Here is a 16,259-nt window from a genome sequence, read left to right as displayed (position 1 = left end):
ATGGGGACCTTCGACGAGAGCGGCGAGTACGTTCCCCGCCCGATCACCGAGAACGACCTCGGCACCCTGACCCTGGAGGAGGCCTACTCGGCCACCATGGTCGACGTCGAGAATGGGCAGCTCGTGGAGGGCACCGTCGTACGGGTCGACAAGGACGAGGTCCTCCTCGACATTGGGTACAAGTCCGAAGGCGTGATCCCTCCACGCGAGCTGTCGATCCGCAACGGCGTCGACCCCAGCGAGGTTGTGGCCGTCGGCGAGAAGATCGAGGCCGTGGTCCTCCAACGCGAGGACAGGGACGGGCGCCTGATCCTCTCCAAAAAGCGGGCCCAGTACGAGCGGGCCTGGGGCAGGATCGAGGAGATCAAGGAAGGCGATGGCATCGTCTCCGGCTCCGTCATCGAGGTGGTCAAGGGCGGCCTCATCGTGGACATCGGCCTGCGGGGATTCCTGCCGGCCTCCCTGGTGGATCTGCGGCGGGTCCGTGACCTGCAGCCCTTCATCGGCACCACGATCGACGCAAAGATCATCGAGTTGGACAAGAACCGCAACAACGTGGTCCTGTCCCGGCGGGCGTGGCTGGAGGAGACCCAGAAGGAACAGCGTGAGGAGTTCCTCCACAACCTGCGGCCCGGCGAGATCCGTATGGGCGTCGTGTCCAGCGTGGTCAACTTCGGTGCTTTCGTGGACCTGGGCGGCATGGACGGCCTGGTGCACGTCTCCGAGCTGTCATGGAAGCACGTCGACCACCCCGGTTCGGTCGTGACCGTGGGTGATGAGATCGAGGTCCAGGTGCTTGAGGTGGACCTGGGCCGGGAGCGCATCAGCCTCTCCCTGAAGGCCACCCAACAGGATCCGTGGCAGGAGTTCGCCGGCGCTCACCAGGTCGGCGAACTGGTCTACGGCCGGGTCACCAAGCTCGTTCCCTTCGGCTCGTTCGTCCAGGTCGGTGACGGCATCGAGGGCCTCGTCCACATCTCCGAGATGTCAGCCCACCACGTCGAGTTGCCCGAGCAGGTGGTCACCCCGGGTGAGGAACTCTGGGTGAAAATCATCGACCTCGACCTCCAGCGCCGCCGGATCAGCCTGTCGGTCAAGCAGGCCGCCGAGGGAGGCATCGTCGCAGCCGAGTACCAGGAGCACTTCGGCGAGCACGCCTACGACGATGAGGGCAACTTCATCGGTGGTGAAGACTCGGAGGGTCAGGAGGCCTGGGCCGACATGTTCGACGAGGGCGCGGCTACCGCCACCGACGACGTTTCCGATGATGAGGCAGCTACCGACGACGTTTCCGATGATGAGGCAGCTACCGACGACGTTTCCGACGATGAGGCAGCTACCGACGACGTTTCCGACGATGAGGCAGCCGAGGTCGTCGAGCCGGAGACCACCGGGGTCTGATCCGTCCGGGGCCACGTTGAAGTCGACCCTGGCCAGATGCTGGAAATAGGCCTGACCGGCGGGATTGGCTCCGGCAAGTCCACCGTGGCGGCGATGCTCGGGGACCGGGGAGCGTCCCTGGTGGACGCCGACGCCATCGTCCGGGACCTGCAGACACCCGGCACACCGGTCTTCACGGCCATGGTCGAGCGGTGGGGCGACAGGATCCTGGACGACGACGGTGGGCTGGACCGCCAGGCGGTTGCGGACATCGTCTTCGCCGATGCGGATGAGCTGGCGGCGTTGAACGGGATCGTCCATCCGGCTGTGGGCGACGAGATGAGCCGGCGACGCGAAGCACTGGCCGATACCGACGCCACGGTGATCTTGGACATACCACTGCTCGTCGAGTCGGGCCACCAGGGCCTGGCCGGGGTCATCGTGGTCGACGTCGATCCGGAGGTGGCCGTCACGCGGTTGGTGGCCGGCCGTGGCTTCACACCGGACGATGCCCGGAGCCGGATAGCGCGCCAGGCATCCCGGGAGGAACGCCTGGGTCGGGCCGACCTGGTGGTCGACAACGGCGGCAGCCTCGAGGACCTGACCCGGGAGGTGGACCGAGCATGGTCATGGATCTGCAGCCTGGAACGCCCGCAGTCCGGCTCTGGGGTACCTCGAATCGGCAGCAGGGCCGAGGACAGCTGACCCCGCCATCGTAAACGGGAGCCGCCGGCGGGTGCTGGGTACCATGCCCCGATGGCCGACACGATGTCTTCCGGACCACCTTCGGCAATCTCCACGGGCCAGGTCGGGCCGTCCCGTGGCCATGCCTTCCGGATGGAGGCACCCTTCGAACCGGCCGGTGACCAGCCACGGGCCATCGAGGAGTTGAGCGACGGGATCCTGGGCGGAGAGAGGTTCCAGACGCTCCTCGGCATCACCGGGAGCGGCAAGAGCGCCACCATTGCCTGGACCATCGAGCGAGTGCAGCGGCCCACCCTGGTCATAGCCCCGAACAAGGCGCTCGCCGCCCAGCTGGCCAACGAGCTCCGGGAGTTCTTCCCCGACAACCGGGTCGAGTACTTCGTCTCGTACTACGACTACTACCAACCCGAGGCGTACCTCCCGACCTCGGACACCTTCATCGAAAAGGACTCCTCGGTGAACGACGAGATCGACCGGCTGCGACACTCTACGACCGCCTCGCTGCTGACCCGGCGGGACACCATCGTGGTCGCATCGGTCTCGTGCATCTACGGGCTCGGATCACCGGAGCACTACGAGGGCCAACTGCTGGTCCTGGAGGTCGGCCTCGAGATAGACCACCGTGCCACCCTGGGTCGGCTCATCGACATGCACTACGAGCGCAACGACATGGTGCTGGGAAGGGGCAGGTTCCGGGTCAGGGGCGACACGCTCGAGATCCACCCCGCCTATGAGAAGACTGCATTCCGCATATCCCTGTTCGGCGACGTGGTCGAGTCCATCACCGAGGTGGATCCGCTCACCGGCGAGCACCTCCGCCAGGTGGGCGAACTGGTGGTTTTCCCGGCCACGCACTACATGGCCGACGCAGCCAACATCCGTCGGGCCATCACCGGGATCGAAGCCGAACTGGCCGCCCGGTTGGCGGAGTTCGAAGCCGACGGCAGGTTGCTGGAGGCCCAGCGACTCCGAATGCGGACCGAGTACGACCTCGAGATGCTGGCCGAGCTGGGCTACTGCAACGGGGTCGAGAACTACTCGATGCACCTGGACGGCCGGTCGTACGGTGATCGGCCCTACACCCTGCTGGACTACTTCCCGGACGACTTCCTCGTGGTGCTGGACGAGTCGCACGTGGCCGTTCCCCAGCTGCACGGTCAGCACGCTGGCGACCGCAGCCGCAAGAAGACCCTCATCGAGCACGGCTTCCGGCTGCCGTCGGCCGCCGACAATCGGCCGTTGACCTTCGAGGAGTTCACCGGCCGTGTCGGCCAGGTGGTGCTCCTGTCGGCCACGCCCGGGGACTGGGAGTTGGAGGCCAGCAGTCGGGTGGTCGAGCAGATCGTGCGTCCCACGGGCCTGGTCGACCCGGAGGTGGTGGTTCGTCCCACGAAGGGGCAGATCGACGACCTGTTGGAGATGATCGCGGGCCGGGTGGCCGCACAGCAGCGGGTGCTGGTGACCACGCTCACGAAGAAGATGGCCGAGGACCTGACCGACTATCTGCTGGAGCAGGGGGTCAGGGTGCGCTACCTCCATTCGGACGTGGACACGCTGCAGAGAATCGAGATCCTGAGGGACCTACGGCTCGGCGAGTTCGACGTGCTGGTCGGCATCAACCTCCTGCGCGAGGGCCTGGACCTTCCCGAGGTGTCCCTGGTGGCCATCCTGGATGCCGACAAGGAGGGGTTCCTGCGCAGCGAGACCTCGTTGGTCCAGACCATCGGCCGAGCGGCCCGTAACGTCGACGGCGAGGTGGTGATGTACGCCGACGCGGTCACCCCGTCGATGCAGCGGGCCATCGCCGAGACGATGCGACGTCGGAGCATGCAGCAGGCCTACAACTCCGAGCACGGCATCGACCCCCAGACCGTGCGCAAGGCGGTGAGCGACATTCTGGAGATGATCCGGCCCGGCGCCGAGGCCCCCACCTCGGCAGGTCGCAGGCGCCGTACGGAACGCCTGGCCAAGGACTTCGCCGCCATGGGACTGGACGACCTGCAGCGCCTGCTCTTCACCCTCGAACAGGAGATGGGCGAAGCCGCTGCCGACCTGCGGTTCGAGTACGCGGCCAGGCTCCGGGACGAGATCAGGGAGATCGAACGCGAGCTTCGGGACCTCTCAGAGGCCGTCTGACCCTGGTCCGGAGCCCACGCCGATGGTGCGGGGTGGGCAGGGCGCCGGCCCGTGGCGTCCACCGATCCCGGCCTAGGCTCGCCGGCGATGTCGGACCGGTTGATCGTCAAGGGAGCGCGCGAACACAACCTCCGGGACGTCGACCTGGACCTCCCTCGGGACCGGCTGATCGTGTTCACCGGGATCTCGGGATCCGGCAAGTCGTCGCTGGCCTTCGACACCATCTATGCCGAGGGACAGCGTCGCTACGTGGAGTCGCTGTCGGCCTACGCCAGGCAGTTCCTGGGCCAGATCGACAAGCCCGACGTGGACTTCATCCTGGGACTCTCACCGGCCATCTCCATCGACCAGAAGAGCGCCTCGCGCAACCCCCGTTCCACGGTCGGCACCATCACCGAGGTGTACGACTACCTGCGACTCCTCTACGCCCGAATCGGCCTGCCCCACGACCCCGAGACCGGCGAGCGCCTGGTCCGCCAGACACCCCAACAGATCGTGGACCGGGTTCTGGAGATGGAGGAGGGCACCCGGTTCCAGGTGCTGGCACCGGTCGTGCGGGGGCGGAAGGGCACCTACGACACCCTGTTGTCCGACCTGGCAGCCCAGGGCTTCAGCCGGGCCATCGTGGACGGCGAACCCCACGAGCTAGGCGACGACGTGGACCTGGCCCGCTACGAGATGCACACCATTCAGGTGGTCGTGGACCGCCTGGTGCTGCGCGACGGGTTGGAGCGACGCCTCACCGAGTCGATGGAGACGGCGCTGGCCCTCACCGAGGGAGTGGCCGAGATTCAGGTGGTCCCCCGGGACGCCGACGTCGACGAGGACGGCCAGCCGGCCGAACCCAGGACCATCGTGTTCAGCCAGCACCTCTCCCGACCCAGTGACGGCAAATCGTTCGAGGACCTGGCCCCTCGGAACTTCTCCTTCAACAGCCCCTACGGCGCGTGCGAGCACTGCAACGGGCTGGGCTCGGTGTTCGAGGTGGACCCTGAGTTGGTGGTCCCGAATGCCGACCTGAGCCTCTCGGAGGGCGCCATCGCGCCCTGGTCGGGAGGCCGCAACCGCTACTTCGCCCGGCTGATCGAGGCCGTCGCCGCCGACCAGGGCATCGACCCGGACATGCCCTGGCGGAAGCTCTCGGCGAAGCACCGCAGAACCCTCCTAGACGGCGGCATCGGGGGTCGGGTCCAGGTCAGGTACAAGAACCGGTTCGGCCGCTCCCGTGTCTACTCGGCCAACTTCGAGGGCGTGATGCCCTACCTGCGACGCCGCCACCAGGACGTCGAGTCCGATGTCCAACGGGAGCACTTCGAGGGCTACATGCGCCAGGTGGCCTGCCCCGACTGTGGGGGGGCTCGGCTCAACCCCCTCTCGCGGGCCGTGACCATCGACGGACATTCCCTGGCCGAGGTCTGCGGCCTGTCGATCGCTGAGGCGGCCGCGGTCCTTCGGGACCTGGAGTTGACCGACAGGGAGGCGATCATTGCCGAGCAGGTCCTCAAGGAGGTCAACGCCCGGCTGGGCTTCCTGCTGGACGTGGGCCTCGACTACCTCAGCCTGTCCCGCTCTGCGGCAACCCTGGCCGGGGGTGAAGCCCAGCGGATCCGCCTGGCCTCACAGATCGGCAGCGGCCTGGTCGGCGTGCTGTACGTGCTGGACGAGCCGTCCGTCGGCCTCCACCAGCGGGACAACAGGCGCCTCATCGACACCCTGGAGCGGCTCCGTGACCTGGGCAACACGGTGATCGTCGTCGAGCACGACGAGGAGACCATCCGGGCAGCGGACCACGTGGTCGACATCGGACCCGGAGCCGGGGAGCACGGCGGCGAGGTGGTCCACTCCGGCGACCTGGAGGGCCTCCTGGCACTGGAGCATTCCCTCACCGGGCAGTACCTCTCAGGCGGGAAGGAGATCCTGGTACCGCAGGTCCGCCGCCCCGCCGACGGCGACCGATTGCTGCTGAGGGGTGCCCGCGAGAACAACCTCCACGACATCGACGTGGAGTTCCCGCTTGGCTGTTTCGTGGCGGTCACCGGCGTCTCCGGATCGGGCAAGTCGACCCTGGTGAACGAGATCCTGCACAAGGCCCTCATGCAGAGGGTGTACCGCTCCAAGGTGCCACCCGGACTCCACAGGGCGCTGGAGGGCTCCGAGGGCATCGACAAGGTCATCAACATCGACCAGGCGCCCATAGGTCGGACGCCACGGTCCAACACGGCCACCTACACGGGCGTGTTCGACCACGTCCGGAAACTGTTCGCCAGGACCGAGGAGTCCCGGATCCGGGGCTACCAGCCGGGCCGGTTCAGCTTCAACGTGAAGGGCGGACGGTGCGAGGCCTGCTCGGGCGACGGCACCATCCGCATCGAGATGCACTTCCTGCCCGACGTCTACGTCGCATGCGAGGTCTGCAAGGGACAGCGCTACAACCGGGACACCCTGGACGTGCGCTTCAAGGGCCGGACGATCGCCGACGTCCTGGACATGTCGTGCGACGAGGCGCTCGGCTTCTTCCAGAACCAGCCTTCCATCACCCGGCACATGCAGACCCTGGTCGACGTCGGGCTGGGCTATGTGCGCCTCGGACAGTCGGCTCCCACCCTGTCGGGAGGGGAGGCCCAACGGGTGAAGTTGGCCAGCGAACTGGCCAAGCGTCCCACCGGACACACCGTCTACATACTCGACGAACCGACCACCGGGCTCCACTTCGAGGACGTGCGCAAGCTGCTGGGCGTGCTCAACCGCCTGGTCGACCACGGAAACACGGTCATCGTCATCGAGCACAACCTGGACGTGGTCAAGACGGCCGACTGGCTGGTCGACCTGGGTCCGGAGGGTGGCGACAAGGGCGGTTCGGTGGTGGCCGTCGGGACGCCCGAGCAGGTTGCACAGGTTCCAGGGAGCTACACCGGCAGGTTCCTGGCAGGGATGCTGGCCTGACCCAGGTCTGCCGACTGCCTCAGATCAGGTGATGGCGAGCATCCGGTCCAGGGCCACCCTGGTCCACTCGGCCGTCTCGGCGTCCACCGTGATGTGACGGCCGACGACCCGACGGTCCCACCAGGGGTGCACGGCCCCTACTCTCTGACGATGGTCGAACGTCCAGTGGCGGGCACGGTGCCCGACGCACCGGGGTCGTACCAGTTCCGCGATGCCGAGGGTCGAGTCCTGTACGTGGGCAAGGCCAAGAGCCTCCGGAACCGCCTGAACAGCTACTTCGGGCGGCGGGACAGGATGGCCAACCGTACGGCCCAGATGCTCGACGAGGCGGCCACGGTGGAGTGGATCCAGGTCGCCAACGAGCTCGAGGCCCTGATGCTGGAGTTCAACCTCATCCAGGAGCACCGGCCGCGCTTCAACGTCGACCTGAAGGACGACAAGTCCTACCCGTTCCTGGCGGTGACGGTGGGCGACGAGTGGCCGCGTCCGATGGTCACCCGGGGAAAGCGGAAGCGGGGGGTCAGGTACTTCGGGCCCTACGGCCACGCCGGGGCCATCCGGGAGACCCTCGACTTGCTGCTGCGTACCTTCCCGGCCCGGACCTGTAGCGACTCGAAGTTCGACGAGCACCAGCGCATGGGCCGGCCGTGCCTCCTCTTCCACATCGAGAAGTGCAGTGGCCCGTGCGTCGGGGAGGTCACAGCAGAGGACTACGCCGGAATCGTGAGCGATCTGCTGCGGTTCCTGGACGGCGACACCGACGAGGTGGTCGCCCGACTCAGGGAGGAGATGGCTGACGCCTCCGAGGCCCTCGAGTTCGAGGCGGCGGCCCGCCTGCGCGACCGGCTCACCAGCGTGCTGAGGGTGCTGGAGAAGCAGCAGATGGTGGCCGCCCGCCATGAGGACCTCGACGTCATCGGCCTGGCGGGCGACGAGTTGGAGACGGCGGCCCAGGTGTTCTACGTACGACGGGGACGGGTGGTGGGGCGCAAGGGCTTCGTGGTGGACAGGGCGGAGGACCTGGACCGGGGGCGGCTGGTGGCCGAGGTCCTGTCGGCCCACTACCGGGAGGATCCCCCGCAGGGGATACCCCGCGAGGTGCTGGTTCCCGAGGATCCGGATGACGGGCCGCTGCTGGCCGAGTGGCTGGCAGCCGAACGCGGTCGACCGGTGACGATCCGGGTACCGAAGCGAGGGGACAGGCGATCCCTGCTGGAGACCGTCACGCGCAACGCCGAGGAGGAGTTCGTGCGGCACCGCCTGAAGCGGGCAGCAGACCACAACACCCGGGCCCGGGCCCTGAGCGAACTGCAGGAGGCTCTGGGGCTGCCCGAGGCCCCGCTGCGGATCGAGTGCTACGACATGAGCCACCTCCAGGGCACCGACTACGTGGGCTCGATGGTGGTCATGGAGGACGGCCTGCCCGCCAAGTCGGAGTACCGGCACTTCAAGATCCGACAGGTGGAGGGCAACGACGACTACGCGGCGATGGCCGAGGTGCTCACCCGGCGCCTTACGGCCTTCCTGGAGGAGCAGGCCGTGCCCCTCGATGAGCGACCGGGTCGCTTCTCCTACCCACCACAACTGCTCCTAGTGGACGGTGGAAAGGGACAGTTGGGGGTGGCCGAACGCGTGGTCGCCGAGATGGGCCTGGGCGACCGGATCCCGGTCGCCTCGCTGGCCAAGCAGTTCGAGGAGGTGTACCGCCCAGGGTCGTCGGTGCCGGTTCGCCTGGAGCGCGGCTCGGAGGCGCTCTACCTGCTGCAGCGGATCCGTGACGAGTCCCACCGGTTCGCCATCGAATACCACCGTCGGCTCCGCTCCCGGCGCATGACGGGCTCTGTGCTGGACGGCATAGTCGGCCTAGGGCCGACCAGGCGGAAGCGCCTGGTGGCTGCCTTCGGCGGGGTGCGTGCCGTACAGCGTGCATCGCTGTACGACCTGAAGGCGCTGTCGTGGTTGCCGGACAAGGTGGCTGCAGCGGTCTTCGCCAAGGTCCATCGGCCGGGCTGAGCCTTCATCCGCCGACGATGCAGGCCACGGCGGCCAGTGCGCCGAACAGGCCAACCACCTGGCTCCGACTCATCCGCTCGTCGAGGACCGTTCGGGCCAGGATGACGGTGGTAGCCGGGTACAGCGAGGCAAGAACCACCGTGAGGCTGAGCAACCCACGGTGAATGGCCGCCAGGATGGCCAGATTTGCCATCATGTCGAGGAGGCCGGCCATGACGATGGCCGTTCCGCCCTCGGCCCTCCTCGGGATCGGGGAGCGCCCGACGCGAACAAGCAGCAGGAGTGCCACACCGACCGCCACCACACGGGCGCTGACAAGGGGCCAGGGAAAGCTGGCCTCAGCGGTGGCGGCCATGACGATGTAGAACCCTGCGAATCCCACACCAGCGAGCAGCGCTTCCAGCAGGAGGGTGGTGGGAACGCGTGTGGGGCTGGCCACTCCACCTGTGTTGGGTCCGCGGGAGACGAGGGTGATGGCGACCAGTCCAAGGAGCACCCCGACCACGTTGACCGCCGAGAGGCGCTCCCCGAAGGCCACTCCCCAGAGGACGGGAAGGGCGAAGTTGCTGATGGCGGTGATCGGTGCCACGACAGCCATCGGACCCTGGCTGAGACAGTGGTAGAGGAGGCCAATGCCTAGAAGTCCGAACAGCCCGGCCAGGGCCCCGTAGGCCAGGTCCCGGCCGGAGACGGTCTCGGCTATGGCCGGGGCGACTGCGAGGATCAGGGCGAGGCCAATTAGGTGCGAGGCGGCCACCACCACCAGAACGTGGGTGCGGCGCGCCGCCGTTCCGCCGAAGAAGTCGGCGGCCCCAAACAGCAGGGCGGACAGGAGGGCGAGGGCGGCGGCCACGCCCGAGGAGGCTAGGGGGCGGCCACACCCGGGCCCTGTGTGGCGGCCTGCCAATGTCCACGCTCGGCACCGGGCCGTGCGAGGCTCAGACGGTGGACGATGACGCCGCGGACGCGGACCCGTGGGAGGAACACGCCGGATGGTGGCAAGACAGCTTCACAGATGGCACCGATGCCGAGTACACCGAGCAGATACTTCCGCTGGCCGCCGATCTGCTGGCCGGTTACGACCGAATTCTGGACGTGGGGGCCGGGGAGGGCCAGATCAGCCGCCTGGCGGCCGGCCTGGGAGCGTCGGCGGTCGTGGGCGTGGATCCCGCGGCGGCGCAGGTCCTCGCGGCCGTGGCCCGTGCTGGTGGCCCGTCCTACCTGCGTGCAGGTGCCGACCACCTTCCGTTCGGCGACGCCTCCTTCGACGCCGTGGTGGCCTGCCTGGTCTTCGAGCACATAGAGGCGGTCGACGAGGCCATCGCCGAGGTGGCCCGGGTGCTCCGGCCGGGTGGGCGGTTCGCCTTCTTCCTCAACCACCCCCTCCTCCAGACACCGGGTAGCGGCTGGATCGACGACCAGGTCCTGGACCCTCCGGAGCAGTACTGGCGCATTGGGCCATACCTGGTGGAGTCCATCGAGTTGGAGGAGGTCCACAAGGACGTGTTCCTGCCTTTCGTACACCGGCCCCTCAGCCGGTATGTGAACGCCATGGCCGACCACGGCATGGTGCTGCGACGCATGCACGAACCGGCACCGCCGGAGGGCTTCCTGGCCCGGGCGTCGGAGTACCGGGAGGCCTCGACCATCCCACGTCTCCTGGTCCTGGTGGCCGAGAGGGAGGCCTGAGGGAGACGCTGTCCGTGTCCATTGCCGAAGTGGTGGCCTGAGGGCCACGGTCTGCAGGGAAGGGCACCCGGGGCGCCGTCTACGCTGCTCCCATGAGCGACCTACTGGTGATCACCGGCCTCTCGGGGGCCGGGCGCAGCGAGTTCGCCAAGGACCTCGAGGACCTGGGCTGGTTCGTCATCGACCGGCTACCCCCGGACATCGCCTCCAAGGTGGCCGATCTGGCGCTGGGAGGCGGCTCGGCGTGGGACCGGGTGGCGTTCGTGCTTCGGGCCGACCTGACGGGCGGCGAGACGCTTCGGGCGGTGGCCGAATTGCGGGAGACGGGGGAGCGCCTCCGTGTGGTGTTCCTGGACTGTTCGACGGAGGCGCTGGTGCGTCGCTACGAGAGCAGCCGGCGCCCGCACCCCTTCCCGGTGGATGAGGGGCTCCAGGACGCCATCGAGGCCGAGCGGGACATCATGGATCCAGTCCGGACCGCCGCCGACCTGGTGCTGGACACCTCCGACCTCAACGTCCACGAGCTGCGTGACCGGGTGTCGGCCCTCTACGGCGAGGCCGACGATCGACCGATGCGTACGACCATCACCTCGTTCGGCTACAAGCACGGCCTACCCCGGGACGCCGACCTGGTGTTCGACTGCCGGTTCCTGCCCAACCCACACTGGATACCCGACCTCCGCCCGTTGAGCGGGCGGGACGGCCCGGTCAGCGAGTACGTCCTCGCCCATGAGGCGACCCAGGACTTCCTGGACCAGTTGGGCGACCTGCTGGCCGTCCTCATGCCGTCCTACGTGGCCGAGGGCAAGTCCTACCTCTCGGTGGCCTTCGGGTGTACGGGTGGTCGACACCGTTCGGTGGCGGTCGCCGAGACGGTCGCCGAGATGCTCAGGGGCAGGGGCTTCGACCCGGTGGTGAGCCACCGCGACGTCGAGCGGTGAGCACCCCGCGCCGGGTCTGCGCCCTGGGCGGAGGCCACGGCCTGGCCACCAGCCTGCGGGCCGTTCGGACATATGCGGAGGAGATCACGGCGGTGGTCTCGATCGCCGACGACGGCGGCTCCAGTGGGCGGATCAGGGCTGCCGCCGGAGGCCCGGCGCCCGGCGACCTGAGGCGCTGCTTCGAGGCCCTCGGTGACGGTTCGATGCTCACAGCAGAGCTGGGTTGGAGGTTCTCGGGTGGAGAACTGGACGGGCATGCCATCGGGAACCTCCTGATCGCCGGCATGGTCGGCGCCGGCGACGACCTCCTGGGTTCCCTCGACGAGGTGGGCCGCCTGGTGGGCGCCGTCGGCCGGGTGCTGCCCGCCACCAGCCAGCCGGTGGACCTGGTTGCCGACACGGGCGACTGGGAGGTGGAGGGGCAGGTGGCCGTACACCGGGCCTCCGGGATAGTGAGGCTCCGGCTCGTGCCACCCGACGTGTCGTCGCCCCCCGAGGTGGGAGAAGCCATAGCCGCCGCCGACCAGGTGGTTCTGGGCCCGGGATCGCTCTACACGAGCGTCCTGGCGGCGACGCTGGCACGTGACGTGGTCGAGGCCCTGGCCGGACGGGGTGGTCCGACGGTGCTTGTGGCGAACCTGCAACCCGACGTCGAGTCACCGGAGGCGTTGGACGACCAGCTCCTGGTCCTGGAGGACCACGGGATCCGACCGGACATGGTCCTGCTGGACGAGGCATTCGACGGCGAGATGCCCGAGACCTGTCCGGTGAAGTGGGCTCCGGTCTCGGCGTCGGGTGGAAGACTCCACGATCCGGTACTCCTGGGTGCCGCCCTCTCGACCTGTACGGCCGCGAACATGTGACCGATTTCCGCGTTGGTAACCGTATCGTCGGCTAACCGATCGGCTAGCAATACATGGGTCCGGTATGCAGACACGGCGCCGGCCTGATCCGCACCAGTGGGCGACGACCCGTCGCAGGAGGCAGCACTTCGAATGACAGTCCGTGTGGGCATCAACGGATTCGGCCGCATAGGCCGCAACTTCTTCCGGGCCGCCAGGGCCCGGGGCGCCGACCTGGAGTTCGTCGCCGTCAACGACCTGGGGTCGATCGACACCATGGCATTCCTCTTGGCCAACGACTCGGTCCACGGCAGGCTGGATGCCAGGGTGAGAGCCACCCGGGACGGCATCACGGTCGACGGCCTGAAGATCAGGGTCCTCTCCGAACGCAACCCGGCCGACCTGCCGTGGGGAGACCTGGGCGTTGACGTCGTCATCGAGTCGACCGGTTTCTTCACGGCTCGCGACATGGCCGCCCTGCACCTCGGCTCCGGTGCCCGCAAGGTGATCATCTCGGCGCCTTCCGGCGACGCCGACGCCACATTCGTCGTCGGCGTGAACGACGACGACTACGACCCGGCGAAGCACCACGTCGTCTCGAACGCTTCCTGCACGACGAACTGCTTCGTCCCGATGATCAAGGTCCTGGACGATGCCTTCGGCGTGGAGCAGGGCTTCATGACAACCACGCACGCCTACACGGGTGACCAGAGCCTGGTGGACGGCCCGCACAGCGATCTTCGTCGGGCCCGTGGAGCGGCGGTGAACATCGTTCCGACTTCGACCGGAGCCGCCCGGGCCACCAGCCTGGTCATGCCCAAGATGAAGGGGAAGTTGGACGGCATCTCGCTGAGGGTTCCGATTCCGGACGGATCGATCACGGACTTCGTGGGAACCCTCAGGAAGAACGCCACGGTCGAGCAGGTGAACGCCGCCTTCGCCGCAGCGGCCCGCAGGGGTCCGCTCGCGAAGGTCCTGGACTACAGCGAGGACCCGCTGGTGTCGTCCGACATCGTGGGCCGGCCAGCCTCCTGCACATTCGACGCCGGCCTGACGATGGCCGTAGGGAAGATGGTCAAGGTCTGCGGCTGGTACGACAACGAGATGGGGTACTCGACCCGCCTGGTCGACCTGGCGAAGATCGTAGGAACCCGCCGAGCGAAGAAGGTGAAGGCCGGCAAGCGGAAGTAGCCGTCCGGCCCGTCGATACCGTGGACTTTCCCCGACTCGAGGACCTCGGCGACCTTGACGGTCGTCGGGTGCTCGTGCGCTGCGATTTCAACGTGCCCCTGGCCAACGGCGTCATCACCGATGACCTCCGGATCCGGGCGGCGGTTCCCACCCTTCGGTACCTCCTGGATGCCGGTGCCCACGTGACGGCCTGTTCCCACCTGGGTCGCCCGAGGGGAGCGCCGGATCCTGCCTGGTCAGTGGAGCCGGTCCGGGCCCGGTTGGCCGACCTGGCCCCCGGGGTGGACCTGTTGGAGAACCTGCGCTTCGACCCGGGGGAGACCGCTGACGATCCCGCGTTCGTGGCCCAACTGGTAGCCGGGCGGGACGCCTACGTCAACGACGCCTTCGGGGCCTCCCACCGGGCCCACGCCTCGGTCGTAGGCCCGCCCCGCCACCTCCCGTCGGCGGCCGGTCGACTCCTGGCCCGTGAGGTGGAGGTGCTGGGAGGGCTGCGCACGTCGGCCCGCCGTCCGTTCGTGGGGATCCTGGGCGGGGCCAAGGTGAGCGACAAGATGGGCGTGATTGAGGCGCTCCTCAGGGTGGTCGACGAGCTGATCGTGGGAGGCGCCATGTGCTTCACTTTCCTGGCGGCGAAGGGAGCCAACGTCGGCTCTTCGCTCCTGGAGGAGGACCTGATCGGGGAATGCGCACGGCTGCTTGACTCCGGTGCCCCGATCCGACTGCCACTGGACATCACGGCCCTTGGGCCCGGCGGGAGGATCGGTGACCCGTCCGCCGGTGGCGAGGTGCGCCAGGTCGGAACCTCGATGCCGGACGGCTGGATGGGGCTCGACATCGGGCCCGGGTCGGCAGTGGAGTTCTGCGACCTGATAGCCGAAGCGCGCACCGTGCTGTGGAACGGCCCGATGGGTGTGTTCGAGGACCCCAGGTTCGCCGCCGGTACCCGTACGGTGGCCGAGGCGGTCGCCAACTGCCGGGGCTTCACCGTGGTCGGTGGTGGCGACAGCGCGGCTGCGGCCCGCCAGTTCGGCCTGGCAGACAGGATGGACCACGTGTCGACCGGTGGCGGCGCGGCGCTGGAGTTGATCGAGAAGGGCGACCTGCCGGGCCTGGCAGCCCTACGCGGTGAGCACGAGTGAACCCGGAACTGGACAGGAGTCGATGATGGCCGATCGCAAGCCGCTGATCAGCGGCAACTGGAAGATGCACCACAACCACTTCGAGGCCATCCAGATGGTCCAGAAGCTGTCGTACCTGCTGTCGCGTAACGACTACGACGCGGTCGACGTGTCGGTCCACCCGCCGTTCACCGACCTCCGGTCCGTGCAGACGGTGCTGGAGTCCGACGACATCCCGATTGCCCTCGGCGCCCAGCACTGCCACGCCGACGAGAAGGGCGCCTTAACCGGCGAGGTGTCCACGGGGATGCTGGCCAAGCTGAACGTGTCCCTGGTGATCGTCGGCCACTCGGAACGGCGGGAGCTGTTCGCCGAGACCGACGACGACGTGAGCCGCAAGGTGAAGGCCGTGATGGCGGCGGGGATGACCCCGATCGTTTGCTGTGGGGAGACCCTGGAGGAGCGGGAGGCGGACCGGGCCTCGGCGAAGGTCGAGCGTCAGGTGCTCGAGGGCCTCGCCGGCCTGACGGCCGACCAGGTGGCCGGCCTGGTCATCGCCTACGAGCCCATCTGGGCCATCGGAACCGGCAGGACGGCCACACCGGAGGACGCCCAGGAGATGTGCTGTGCCATCCGGACCGTGGTGCGTGCGAAGTGGGGCGGCGACGCGGCCGACGGGGTACGCATCCAGTACGGCGGATCGGTCAAGGGGGTCAACGCACCGGACCTGATGCGACAGCCCGACATAGACGGAGCGCTGGTCGGCGGGGCTTCGCTGGACGCCGACGAATTCGCCCGGATCATCGCCTATCGCCTGGTCGGCTGACCGGCCGGCCACCGATAGCCTTACGCCACCATGTTCGTGATCGTCGCCATCATCCAGGCTTGTTCGGGGCTCGGCCTCATCTTCCTCGTGCTGCTGCACAGCGGAAAGGGCGGCGGCCTGTCCGACATGTTCGGCGGGGGCATCGGTGCCCAGACTGCCGGCTCGACCGTGGTGGAGCAGAACCTGGACCGGATCACCGTGCTCACGGCCCTGGTCTTCGCCTTCACCACGATCGGCCTCGGCCTGCTCTTCTAGGTCGCCTGGGGCACCCCGCAGCCATGCGGCGGCCGGGGGAGTGGGCGGTATCCTGACCGCCGATCCGGACCTGTCCGGGAGTTACGTCGGAGTGGCGGAATTGGCAGACGCGCCAGCTTAAGGAGCTGGTGCCCGCAAGGGCGTGGGGGTTCAAGTCCCCCCTCCGACACGTAGAGAGCCGCTGATTGACAGCGGTTTTCGTCGCGCCTGGGTCTCG

The 16,259-nt window shown here is 68.1% G+C and carries 13 protein-coding genes and 1 tRNA gene; 13 read left to right on the top strand and 1 reads right to left on the bottom strand.

What is annotated here, in order from left to right:
• The 5 genes from rpsA (at position 1) to uvrC (ending at position 9,177) form a co-directional block, all read left to right on the top strand.
• A complete protein-coding gene (rpsA, locus tag MK177_06700; GenBank protein ID MCH2427007.1) occupies positions 1-1,401 on the top strand; it encodes a 30S ribosomal protein S1 in 1,401 nt (466 codons plus the stop codon).
• Between the two features lie 36 nt (positions 1,402-1,437).
• Positions 1,438-2,085, top strand: coding sequence for a dephospho-CoA kinase (coaE, locus tag MK177_06695; GenBank protein MCH2427006.1), 648 nt, complete (start codon positions 1,438-1,440; stop codon positions 2,083-2,085).
• Between the two features lie 132 nt (positions 2,086-2,217).
• Entirely contained in the window at positions 2,218-4,221 is a 2,004-nt protein-coding gene (uvrB, locus tag MK177_06690) for an excinuclease ABC subunit UvrB (GenBank protein ID MCH2427005.1), read from the top strand.
• An 87-nt stretch (positions 4,222-4,308) separates the two neighbouring features.
• A complete protein-coding gene (gene uvrA / locus MK177_06685; GenBank protein MCH2427004.1) occupies positions 4,309-7,164 on the top strand; it encodes an excinuclease ABC subunit UvrA in 2,856 nt (951 codons plus the stop codon).
• Between the two features lie 150 nt (positions 7,165-7,314).
• Complete coding sequence (uvrC, locus tag MK177_06680; GenBank protein MCH2427003.1) at positions 7,315-9,177, top strand: excinuclease ABC subunit UvrC; 1,863 nt, start codon at positions 7,315-7,317, stop codon at positions 9,175-9,177.
• Positions 9,178-9,181: 4 nt separating this feature from the next.
• Here the strand turns inward: uvrC and MK177_06675 are convergent, their stop codons facing one another.
• Positions 9,182-10,030 carry an EamA family transporter gene (locus MK177_06675; protein MCH2427002.1) on the bottom strand — a complete coding sequence of 283 codons (849 nt, stop codon included), beginning with the start codon at positions 10,028-10,030 and terminating at the stop codon, positions 9,182-9,184.
• 92 nt (positions 10,031-10,122) lie between these two features.
• On the opposite strand from MK177_06675, the gene MK177_06670 reads away from it, so the two are divergent.
• The 8 genes from MK177_06670 to MK177_06635 all read left to right on the top strand — a co-directional run bounded on the left by MK177_06670 (position 10,123) and on the right by MK177_06635 (position 16,211).
• Positions 10,123-10,866, top strand: coding sequence for a class I SAM-dependent methyltransferase (locus tag MK177_06670; GenBank protein ID MCH2427001.1), 744 nt, complete (start codon positions 10,123-10,125; stop codon positions 10,864-10,866).
• 92 nt (positions 10,867-10,958) lie between these two features.
• Positions 10,959-11,807 carry an RNase adapter RapZ gene (gene rapZ / locus MK177_06665; GenBank protein ID MCH2427000.1) on the top strand — a complete coding sequence of 283 codons (849 nt, stop codon included), beginning with the start codon at positions 10,959-10,961 and terminating at the stop codon, positions 11,805-11,807.
• Positions 11,804-12,670, top strand: coding sequence for a YvcK family protein (locus MK177_06660; protein MCH2426999.1), 867 nt, complete (start codon positions 11,804-11,806; stop codon positions 12,668-12,670). The genes rapZ and MK177_06660 overlap by 4 nt, the downstream gene beginning before the upstream one ends.
• A gap of 132 nt (positions 12,671-12,802) precedes the next feature.
• Positions 12,803-13,840: a type I glyceraldehyde-3-phosphate dehydrogenase gene (gene gap / locus MK177_06655; GenBank protein ID MCH2426998.1), complete on the top strand. Its 1,038-nt coding sequence runs from the start codon at positions 12,803-12,805 to the stop codon at positions 13,838-13,840.
• A 20-nt stretch (positions 13,841-13,860) separates the two neighbouring features.
• A complete protein-coding gene (locus MK177_06650) occupies positions 13,861-14,982 on the top strand; it encodes a phosphoglycerate kinase (GenBank protein MCH2426997.1) in 1,122 nt (373 codons plus the stop codon).
• A gap of 25 nt (positions 14,983-15,007) precedes the next feature.
• Complete coding sequence (tpiA, locus tag MK177_06645; GenBank protein ID MCH2426996.1) at positions 15,008-15,787, top strand: triose-phosphate isomerase; 780 nt, start codon at positions 15,008-15,010, stop codon at positions 15,785-15,787.
• Positions 15,788-15,817: 30 nt separating this feature from the next.
• Positions 15,818-16,042: a preprotein translocase subunit SecG gene (secG, locus tag MK177_06640; GenBank protein ID MCH2426995.1), complete on the top strand. Its 225-nt coding sequence runs from the start codon at positions 15,818-15,820 to the stop codon at positions 16,040-16,042.
• 85 nt (positions 16,043-16,127) lie between these two features.
• Positions 16,128-16,211, top strand: a tRNA-Leu gene (locus tag MK177_06635).
• Positions 16,212-16,259 lie beyond the last annotated feature (48 nt).

The sequence above is a fragment of the Acidimicrobiales bacterium genome (genome assembly GCA_022452145.1).
In the GTDB taxonomy this organism is placed as follows: Bacteria; Actinomycetota; Acidimicrobiia; order Acidimicrobiales; family MedAcidi-G1; genus UBA9410.
This window is presented reverse-complemented; position numbering and strand designations above follow the sequence as displayed.